At 74.0% G+C, this 461-nt stretch carries 1 pseudogene; it reads right to left on the reverse strand.

Going from position 1 to position 461, the window contains the following annotated elements:
* Nucleotides 1–219 precede the first annotated feature (219 nt).
* Nucleotides 220–461, reverse strand: a pseudogene (locus tag LPA54_RS38120) (oxidoreductase); the annotation flags it as partial.

The following is a 461-nucleotide window of genomic DNA, read 5'->3' on the forward strand; positions in this document are numbered from 1 at the left end:
GTTGAACTCGACGGACAAGGTCAATGCCTCCACGGGCATCCGCGGCGCCTCCATGCCTCACCCGGCCGGTGACCGGCACGCGATGCCGCGGACGGAACGGTAGAGGACGGTCCTCGCGCGCGTCGACCCGATTTCCCGCTCGCGGACGTCCGCCGGCGGCCTGCCGATTCCGCGAACCGCCGGCCGACGCACCACAGCGCCCGCTTCACGGGAGGCGGCTCAGGCCTGCGCGGTGGGACGTACGACGATCTCGCCGACGTCGACGCCGGAGGGCTGCTCGATCGCGTAGCCGATGGCGGAGGCGACGGCGGAGGGCGGCATCGCGATCTCGTCGCGCATCCGGGTCATCGCGGCGGCGGCCTCGGGACTGGCGCCCTTGCCGACGCCCTCGGTGTGGGTGAAGCCGGGCGACACGACGGTCACCCGCAGTCCGGGGCCGGACTCCTGGCGCAGCCCCTCGG

Source organism: Streptomyces sp. DH12 (genome assembly GCF_020873895.1).
Lineage (GTDB): Bacteria > Actinomycetota > Actinomycetes > Streptomycetales > Streptomycetaceae > Streptomyces.